Annotated in this window: 6 protein-coding genes; 5 read left to right on the top strand and 1 reads right to left on the bottom strand. The window is 52.4% G+C overall.

Translation table 11 applies throughout. From position 1 onward, the window contains the following. Nucleotides 1–186 precede the first annotated feature (186 nt). Both GTP27_RS12635 and GTP27_RS12630 read left to right on the top strand, forming a co-directional pair. Nucleotides 187–1083 (top strand): acyltransferase family protein, encoded by an 897-nt coding sequence (locus tag GTP27_RS12635; protein WP_161039523.1) that lies wholly within the window; start codon nucleotides 187–189, stop codon nucleotides 1081–1083. A gap of 250 nt (nucleotides 1084–1333) precedes the next feature. Beyond that, nucleotides 1334–3394 (top strand): acyltransferase family protein, encoded by a 2061-nt coding sequence (locus tag GTP27_RS12630; protein ID WP_161039522.1) that lies wholly within the window; start codon nucleotides 1334–1336, stop codon nucleotides 3392–3394. Nucleotides 3395–3459: 65 nt separating this feature from the next. Here the strand turns inward: GTP27_RS12630 and GTP27_RS12625 are convergent, their stop codons facing one another. Continuing rightward, on the bottom strand, nucleotides 3460–5802 hold the full coding sequence (locus GTP27_RS12625; protein ID WP_161039521.1) for a heparinase II/III domain-containing protein: 2343 nt from the start codon (nucleotides 5800–5802) through the stop codon (nucleotides 3460–3462). Nucleotides 5803–6220: 418 nt separating this feature from the next. Between GTP27_RS12625 and GTP27_RS12620 the strand changes: the two genes are divergently transcribed. Genes GTP27_RS12620 through GTP27_RS12610 form a run of 3 tightly spaced genes read left to right on the top strand, consistent with a single transcriptional unit; the run spans nucleotide 6221 to nucleotide 10023 of the window. Next, on the top strand, nucleotides 6221–7669 hold the full coding sequence (locus GTP27_RS12620; RefSeq protein WP_161039520.1) for a lipopolysaccharide biosynthesis protein: 1449 nt from the start codon (nucleotides 6221–6223) through the stop codon (nucleotides 7667–7669). A 3-nt stretch (nucleotides 7670–7672) separates the two neighbouring features. Then, complete coding sequence (locus GTP27_RS12615) at nucleotides 7673–8881, top strand: glycosyltransferase family 4 protein (RefSeq protein WP_161039519.1); 1209 nt, start codon at nucleotides 7673–7675, stop codon at nucleotides 8879–8881. Continuing rightward, nucleotides 8878–10023: a glycosyltransferase family 4 protein gene (locus GTP27_RS12610; RefSeq protein ID WP_161039518.1), complete on the top strand. Its 1146-nt coding sequence runs from the start codon at nucleotides 8878–8880 to the stop codon at nucleotides 10021–10023. Before GTP27_RS12615 ends, GTP27_RS12610 begins: the two co-directional genes overlap by 4 nt. Nucleotides 10024–10086 lie beyond the last annotated feature (63 nt).

The following is a 10086-nucleotide window of genomic DNA, read 5'->3' as shown; positions in this document are numbered from 1 at the left end:
CAGTTCAACGGGAAACGGGTACTGCTTCTTGGTTTTTGGCTTCTTAGTGGTCATTACGTCGGTCATGGAAAATCCCTTTCGGTATTATTTCATGACCCCGGATTCACACAAAAATTCTGACAGGCTCGCTTCCAAGAGAGCGTAACTCATCATGGAGCTGGACGAGCCTGGTACCTGATACTTCCTATGTTCTTCGCTTTGAGCGGCTTTCTCGTTGCGGGCAGCCTTGAGCGATCCAAAAGCATCGGGGTCTTTCTTGGACTCCGCGTATTCCGTATCTTTCCTGCATTAGCAACCGATACCCTAGTCTGCGCTCTGCTGCTCGGCCCAATCTTGACAACATTGTCATTAGGGGATTACTTCAGCAGCCCTGTATTACATCAGTATTTCCAGAATATACTGGGTATTATTCATTTCAACTTACCCGGCGTCTTTGAAACCAATCCATCCCATAAGGTAAATGGACAACTCTGGACAATTCCGGTCGAGTTGGAATGCTACATTACTCTTACCGTGCTCGGCGTGCTTGGCGTACACCGTAACCGTAAATGGATGCTGGCAGCTTTCATAGCATTGTTCGCCTACAGCGAATGGCAAATTCTTTCGCGAGGCGATGGCGCATACAATGATCGGATTTTATTACTCAGCTTTTGCGTTGGAGTTGCATTCTATCAATTCCGGGACATCATACGACTCAACCTTCTGGTTGCTTTATTAGCACTTATCATTTCACTGCTATGCTTGAACTCACCACAAGCTGGCTATTTAATGACAATTCCTGTCACATACTTAACGGTCTTCCTAGGATTGCGTAATCCTCCAAAATCACACCTATTGGAAACGGGTGACTACTCGTACGGACTATTTTTATATGGATATCCCATCCAGCAATCGATGGTCTATCTATTCCCATTTGCCCATACCTGGTGGGGAAACTTAGTTCTATCCGTTCCGCTCGCATTGTTGTTTGCGGTGGGATCCTGGCACCTGGTCGAGAAGAAGGTTTTGACGCACAAAACTATCTTGTTCACCGCAGATCGGTGGTTTCAAAGTAAGCTCCAACAATTGCGTGGAAACGCTTAGTACCAACTGAGCTTAGTTTTGATGCGGCTTGTGCCGCATTATGATTTTTCAACCCAGCGTTGCAGAGTATTGATGTGCGGGATACTCTGTAACGCTCGCCACAATTCCTACTACTTCGCCCCTTCAAGCTAAATCCTAGCCGACCAGATTACCGGGACAAAACAGCTGCAGCTTATTTGGTTCGCAACACACATTACCCTAGGCCAATACGATTCGAAATGCTTTACCAGCCTTGAGAAGTACTGATAACATGGCAACTTCCGCTATTGCCAACTTTTCAATCATCGTGCTCCCATCATCCCCTCCAATTATTCCGGAGCGTGCACATCGCGATGCCGCTCAAAGCCCAAAGCGTCACATTCCATATCGCCCAGATATAGATGGCATGCGGACAATAGCGGTATTTCTGGTTGTTCTCTTTCACGCTTGGCCACACTGGATACGTGGCGGCTTTATAGGCGTCGATATTTTTTTTGTAATTTCAGGCTTTTTGATCACGTCCATACTTGTCAGCGATCTGCAGCATGGCACGTACAGCATTCTTAACTTCTACTCGCGCCGAGTCCGGCGCATTTTTCCAGCCCTCCTGATCGTCTTGGTTGCGACGCTTTGCTTTGGCTGGTATGTCATGCTGCGGACAGAATTTGTCGCACTAGGCAAACATAGTGCTTCTGGCGCGGCGTTTATCGCAAATCTGACATTCTGGAGTGAGACCGGCTATTTCGACGCGGAAAGTACGACCAAGCCCCTTCTGCATCTCTGGTCGCTTGGGGTGGAGGAACAGTTTTATATCGTTTGGCCAATTTTGCTATGGGCACTTACAAAGTGGCGACTCTCCCTTCAAAAAGTTATCGCATTAACGTTGCTGGCCTCATTCATTTATTGCATTTACGCTACATCACACACACCCACCGCTGCCTACTTTTCTCCCTTAAGCCGCTTCTGGGAATTAGCCATTGGGGGACTATGTGCCTGTAGTCCCAAACAATACTTGCAAAAATTCAGCAAGCCGCTTGCAGAATTCTGCACCCTGCTCGGATTGACTCTGATCGCGATAACCGCAATGAGCATTACGGAGCAGACTCCCTTTCCCGGTTGGTGGGCGGTAGCCCCAGTCATCGGCACCGCGCTCGTGCTACAAGCAGGAAGCAATACGTGGATAGGACGCATCGCCTTAAGTTCCAAACTAATGGTCTGGCTAGGCTTAATTAGCTATCCGCTCTACCTCTGGCATTGGCCACTGCTTTCGTATGCCTACATTATTGGCGGCGAGCGCCCGACTGCCACGCTCAAATTAGTCATGATCGTGTCCTCACTCATCCTGGCTATTGCGACCTTCCTGCTGATCGAACGCCCAATCCAGCGCATTAATGCCAGAGGAAAGGTTGCCGGTATATTAATTTCTGCAATGATGATCCTGACCTTGATAAGCGGCGCATCTTACCTTGGCTATATTTCGCCGCGCCAGAAAGACACTGCAGTTGACCATTATTTGAAAGCTCTGAACGATTCCCAGTTCCCCACAAGCCAGATGAGTCCATTGAATTTTCAGGGTTCACACTTCCAGCAGCTCAGTGGATCAGGAAAAGGAACGACGATATTCCTCGGCGATTCGGTAGTCGAACAATATGGCTTGTACGCCACCACATTCCTTCAGGCCGAACCGGAAAGCCGGGCCAAGATTATTTTTGCCACGGCAGGCGGATGCCCGCCGATTCAAAAAGTGGTGCGCCTGCCTCAATTAAAATTCCTGCACTGCACGAAGACCATAGATAACGGGCTCGCCCTTGCAGAATCTACAGAAATTGACACGGTCGTGATCGGGGCGTCGTGGTACGGCTACTTCAATTCGACTTATGATGAAATGACCATTGATGGCTACAGTTTCCCTCAACCGACCGCGCAACAACTAGCGTACGACCAAATTCGTAGTTCATTGGTAAAACTTATAGCACTCGGCAAACGGGTCTACTTCCTGATGCCACCACCGGCGAGTTCGGCATTTGATCCACGATCCATGATTGAAGGATCACGCTTCGGCGAAATGCATGTCCGCAAGTCGATACCGCCTTTCAATCTAAGCGTTTTTGAGCAGAGAAATAATGTGGCTCGACAAAAATTATTAACAATTGCCCGGGAAAGCAAAGTCAACATCATCGAACCAACGGACACGCTCTGCAGAAATCAGCTATGTCCGGTAGTCGACGCTAATGGCGATCCGATCTATACCGACAGTGTGCATATGCGCCCCAAATTCAGCATATACGGGGCAGCCTACCTTGCGCCCGCACTGCGCAAAGCCACGCCTTGAGACATCGACAAGCGCAAAAAAAACCTGCAAGTTTTACCTTGCAGGTTTTTTTTATTTAGGACGACTTAGTTCTTGGTGTAGGTTGCAAGCCCATTTGCATAGGTCACTGTCCATCCGGAACCTTTGACGGTCCAACTACCATCTGTGTTCTGCACTGCCGACGGCAAGGACTTCGTACAATCCGTACTAATCACTGCTGCATAGCTGGTATTGGCAACTTTACTATTTAGCGCATAACGCCCGTGCCACTGCCCCGCTGCTGCCGCATTGGTAGGCGCAGCAATCGAGGTCAGCGTCATTGCACCGGTATTATTAATTTGCCCACAAGCAGTTGCAGTGCCATTACGTATGGTGAAATGGCTGTTATCGTAGCTCGATGGCGCAACCTGTCCATGGACGTTCCACTCCCAGCTCACGGGGGTTGTCGCCGCCAGAGTGTCGAATACCAGTACGGTCGAAGGGCGGATATATACCAGCGTGCGCAATGCCTTGGTAACCGGACTGTTCGGTACGACGCTGGCACTATAAGCCTTGCTGGCATCACCGCTGACGACGTCGACCACACCATCACTGCGGAAACTGCTCACCACACCGGTCGCGTTGACATCGCCTTTGCCGTTGGTATCCTGCCCCTGACCTTTACCACCTTCATAAGTAATCCCGTTATGAGCGGCAGTCGTCTTCGACCAGTTGATGAAATTATAGGAACCGTAGTAGTCATATAGCCCGGTTTCAACTAGCAAAGCGGCACCTTGGCTATTTATTGCAAAGGTGTTTTGATCCGCATGGGAGTGGTTATAGGAACCGTATCCACTGCTCTTAAAATAGACAGAAGTACGCGCGCGGTCAGCAAGACTGCTATGCATTGCAGCCCAGCCTACCGAAGGAAGCCAGATTGCATTCGGCGTGTTGGCCGGCAACGCGGCTTGCTTCACCAATGGCGGCGCCAATATCGCCTGCAGACGGGAATAATCGCCCGCGATCGATTGCCCGTTGTACCAGCTGTACAAGGGATCACCGGCACGCGCCGCGTACGGACGGAACAAACGGCCATTCGGCTCACTGTTATCTTCGCCAGCACCATCGCCAAACATCCCAAACGGACTACCCGGAGGGTAGAAGTACACCAGAGCACGGCCTAAGTTATGGGTCCAAGATTTCGCCATTACGTCGACACCAGTCGTCCAGCGCAACGCATCCCAGTTCTCCTGGGACTCGAGCTGCCAAATCAGATAGTTGGTTCCACTGGCAAATCCGCCATCATCTCCACCGAAAGGACTCAGCCACTGCGGGAACAAAGGATAAGTCGCATTGAACCATGTCGTAGCTTCGGGAATATCACCCACAGTAAGCGATGCCACCGTCAGAGCATTTTGCAAGGTGTCCACTGCAATCGAGTTCAAAGGCTTAGCTGCGACACCTTCCGTCGTATCGGTCAGCGATGCCATGAGTAGTACCATGCGGCCCTTGATCGACGCCTGTATAGATGCGCGCTCAGAGGCCGTGAAATCGTTATAGAGCCAGTCATAGCCATAAGCGATAGTCCACACAACCCGCGTCGCACCCAGCGGCTCCTGCGCGAAACTGGTCGCGCCATTGGGATCCAATCCGGCCAAGAAGAGTATGCGCCGCTTGGCGTCGGCAATTACCGTAGACTTGCGCTCCATCATCGCCATAAATGCCGCCTCGCGCGCCGCTTCAGACAATTTTGTCATCTGATTCATAAACGCAAGGTTGGCGTTAGCAATGGTAGCCGTCGAATAACCGGAAACCTGGACTGCGGACGAAGGGTCGACAGGCATCGCTTCGCCAACTTTTCCATCTACGCGCCGACGCAATTCAGACAAGTTGGTAGCGCGTGCGCCAGTGGTCAAATCCGCTAGCCAGCTAGCCCGCTCAGCGCCCGTAGGCTGAGCACGCGGGTGAGCCAGAGATGAAGCGGTTTTCAAGGCGGTCGCTACAGGCGGTACCGTAAAGTCGCGCGCGGAACTGGCAATCTGAAAGCGCCGTGCCGGGCCCCAAGCAGTAGCACCTTTGGTGCGTACTTTCCAAATAAAATTGCCCGCACCCAGCTTGGAAGGGGGGTAATACCAAGGCGTCGTGGTGGGAATAGTCGAAATAACAGTGGACGAACCAAACGTCGCATCCGTGGCTTTGCTTAATTGAATCTCGTAACCGGTCGCACCTTTAACATTCGACCACGCCAAGACAGGGGGATCGTGATCAATTACAGCGCAATCCATTGGCTGCAATGCACGATTATATGGCGAGGTCTGGGGCCATTCATTGGCACTGGCCGGCATACAGGCCAGCGGACTATTAATAGGCCCGGCATAGGCGGTAGAAATCTGCACAGCCAGCCCTGCCAGCATAGGGGCGGCTAGCCCGCCCAGCGTACGTTTCAACATGATTCACTCCTTGTTGCAAATTTTCGGGTGATGGCCGCTACATAGACACTGCTACCCGGACTGAAGTTGTATCAAGCTTTCCCAGAAACGCCTGGCAGGAATGACAGCAACACTTCATTGACCACGATAGCGGAAATCCTTATTTCCGTAAAGAAATCATTTCCTATGATGTAGATATTGGTCGGTAGGATACCCCTATCACTCTCATACATCAATTATCGAAAACACATTAATGTATCCTGTATGAAAAACTTCAACACCTTAAACATCCGCTAACAACGCATGCATGATGTACAATACTTTGCTTTCCTGAACCTCCTTGTTCATCCTAGCCAAAGAATTCAACATTCCCAATGCCAGCGCGTCATTACCTCTTAACAAAACTCGCCTCTATTACTAACATACCAAGGTGCTGCTAATGGGGGTTGGACGCCGTTCCCTATGGTTGGGTTTGTCTCAGGTCATAGAAGTTGGCCTGCAAGTTGTTCTGCCTATGCTGCTTGTACGTCATCTGACGCAAGCTGCCTTCGGCGATTACCGACTCGTCTGGTTAATCGCGGCAGGACTGGCCTCTATGGCACCGATGGGCATGCCCAACACCCTGGCCTACTTCCTTCCACGCACGCAGGGCGAGGAACGTCAGGCCCACGCTGCGGTGGGTGTCTGGTACATGCTTTTGATAGGTACCCTATCAACCACCTTTGTTATCGCTAGCATTGCCTGCTTCGGCCCTACACCCGAGTTTCGCGACATGGCGCTGCTAGCCGGGGTTTTTACCGGAATCTGGGTCAGTGGCGGATTGCTAGACTATCTGCCAGTAGCGGACGAGCGCGGCGATTGGCAAGCACGCGCAATCATTGTGCTGGCGCTACTGCGCTGCATCCTTGCCAGTGCCGCGGCGATTCACTATGAACAACTCGATTCGGTATTCTACGCGTTATCACTCTCAGCATTAATGCGTCTAGGCATGATCTTGATCTATGCGCGGCGACAACACGGCTTCGGCCGCATCATTCCGGACCGAGGCTACTGGATGGCGCAAATCAAACTCGCTTGGCCTATCGGACTTTCGTCGCTCATGGTATCCATACGCCGACAGGCGGATCAATGGATTGCAGCTGCAATATTCGGAACTGTCCAGTTTGCCATCTTTTCGCTGGGTGCCGTTTTTGGCTCGCTCGTCCTCTTAATGCGACGTGCAGTGTCTAGCACCCTGATGCCGACCATGAGTAAACAGCACGCCGCCGGCGACTGGGACGCAATCATCGACACCAACAACCGCGCCAATCTCGTTGTCGCATTCTTTGCTTTACCACTACTTGCCTTTATCTGGTGTTTTGGCGAGCCTATCTACACAACTGTCTATACCGCGCAATACGTGGGCGCAACGCCAGTCATGCGGGTGCTAATGGTGAGCTGGCTGCTTCAGATCGTCGAACTCAACAGTATAATTCTGCTCGCTGGCCAGATGCACTATTCGGCACGTATAAGCACTCCACTCTTATTGCTGTCGCTCGCTATTAGCGTCATTACTGCCTATGCTTTTGGACTGGCGGGTGCTGCGGCTGGTGGCGTGCTCGTCGCCTTTATCGAGCGCAGCCTACTGATCCGGCAACTGAGTAAATCCTTGAATATACCTGTTCGTAGCCTGCAAGCCTGGGCCACGCTATTGACCATGATGGCAGTGACCTGGGGCTTAGCTGGACTGGGACGTCTGGCGTACGAATTGCGACCTTCGGTTTTACCTCCATTGCCCGCCATGCTGGCACTGGGAGCAATACTGCCCCTGCCCTATTATTTAATTGCGCGCAAGCAGGGATGGTTACCCCACACTTTACTGAACACCTCCGCCATTTCTTCACACTAAGCCATGACTGCCACCCCGACTATTTTGCCGCGGCCAATAAAACCAGCTGGCACCCGAAAACGCATCATGATTATTTGTCCGTCGCTGGGATTTGGCGGAGCTGAAACGCAAATCATCGTCACAGCGAAAGGCTTGACGGCACGTGGTCACGACGTTGCGATCTATCTGCTTTCCAAGGAAAAGGATCGTGTAGATGAAGTTCGCGCTGCCGGTGTCACCTTGTGGGAAGATAGCCGCAATAGCAGATTTGATCTACCGCTGTTGGGGCGCCTGCGTCGCGCCGTGCATGAATGGAAACCGGACTTGCTGCATGGCTACCTATTTGACGGCAACTTGTATGCCCGCCTTGCTGGTCTGGGAAATGGCATTCCCGTACTCAGCGCCGAGCGCAGTAGCGACTATACCTTGCGCCGCGCACAAATAGCAGCACATCTGGCGACGCGCTGGCTTAGCGACGCGGTAGTCGCTAATTCTTGGGCAGGAGCAGCCCTGGCCAGACAAATGTATCCCGGTCTGAAAAATCATATACACGTCACATGGAACGGAATTGATGTCCGCGAAGTTCAGCGCCGTGCTGCGGCCGCGACCGGCATGCGAGCGACATTGGGCATTCCTGAACAGGCCAAAGTGGCCTGCTTCGTAGGCACTGTCAAACCGGAAAAAGATCTCCTGCTGGCAATCGAAACCACCCGCGTACTGATGCAACAGAAAGACACGCCCTGGCATGTCGTCTTTGTCGGCGCCCCGATTTATCAGTTCATGTCCTACGCCTCAGGAGGTGCAGCAGAAGTAGATAGCTATGCCGAACAGGTCGAAGCGGCGTTTGCCACCCTACCCCAACAACAGAACGTTCACCGACTAGGGAACAGCAAACAGGTTATCGAACTGATGGCACAATCGGATGTGTTCTTCTCTACCTCTAGCCGAGAAGGTTTCCCTAATGTCGTCTTGGAAGCAATGACTGCCGGTGTGCCGGTGGTTAGCACCACCTACTCCGACATTCAACTTATCTTGCCCTTGGCTTGGCAAGTTGTCGCCGAGCGCAATGGCCAAATGATGGCTGCAGCGATACTGCGCGCAGCAGAAGACAGGGAACTCGCACAGATCCAGAAAGACTGGGTTAGCCAACACGCGAGTATCGAATGCGCGGTTGATGCACTGGAGGCTGTGTACGAGCTTTACATTCCGAAAAATACAGGACTCACCGCATGAACCAGCCAATTCACTTGTGCATGCTGGCATTAACCGCTTATCCCGTTCTGGCCGGCCGCCGCGATTCGCGTGAGCTAGGAGGGGCACAGGTTCAGCAGGTAATGATCGCGCGCGCGCTGGTCAAAGCCGGAATCAAAGTGACATTTATCTGCATGGACTACGGTCAGACAGAGGAAGAATGGATAGATGGCATCCGCGTGCTACGCACCTATGCCCCGGACGACGGCATACGTGGCCTGCGCTTTTTCCATCCACGTGCAACCGGTCTGTTTAGTGCCATGCGCCGCGCCAACGCCGATATTTACTATCAGCGCAGCTCAGGCAACGATGCCGGCCTCATGACGAGCTGGTGCAGACTGAATGGCAAGGCAGCAATCTACGCGGGCGCATCGAATCTCGACTTCGAACCAGGTCCGCCCAACATCCATAACCGGCGTGATCAATGGCTCTTCCGGCGCGGTCTACGTCAAGCGGATGCGGTCGTAGTTCAGAACCCGCGCCAGCAGGAATTGTTGCGCACCAATTATCAACGCGACGCAGTGCTCATTCCCAGTTGCTATGCACGTCCTGCAGATATGGCGCCGGAGCAGGCTAGCGCAACGCCAGACGAAATCTTATGGGTAGGCATGATCCGCAAAGTCAAACGACCGGACCGTTTTCTTGCATTGGCGCGCACTCTGCCCCATCTGAAATTCCGCATGATAGGTGGCGCCATGGGCGATTCGCCGGAAGTGCTGGCCTACTATCAGCAAATTGCCAGCGAAGCTGCAATTATTCCAAATCTGGAATTTATGGGTTTCCTGCCTTTTGCTGATGCCGACGTGTATTTCGACAGAGCCGCCTTGTTCGTCAACACCTCTGATCATGAAGGCTTCCCTAACACTTTCCTGCAAGCCTGGGCGCGAAAAGTCCCCACAGTGGCATTGTTCGATACGGGATCGCGCCAGGACGGTCTGCCGCCCTATGCGCTTGCGGCTGATGATCAAGACTTGCGCGAACAGGTGCAGCGCCTGATGAGCGAAGCGCCATTGCACGCGGACTTCGCCGCGCGTGCAGAGCGCTATTTTGCAACCCATCACGCGCCGGAAGCAGCGGCACAATGCTATCTAGAATTACTGTCCAAACTGGTAAGCGCAAAATGAGTTCACCCCGAATCCAGATACAGGTTGTTAGTGTCGGCGCGAACTTGCCCGAATGGGCCTGCA

It is taken from the genome of Duganella qianjiadongensis, assembly GCF_009857915.1.
GTDB lineage: Bacteria > Pseudomonadota > Gammaproteobacteria > Burkholderiales > Burkholderiaceae_D > Rugamonas > Rugamonas qianjiadongensis.
The sequence above is the reverse complement of the archived record's forward strand: the minus strand, read 5'-3'. Positions and strand labels throughout refer to the sequence as shown.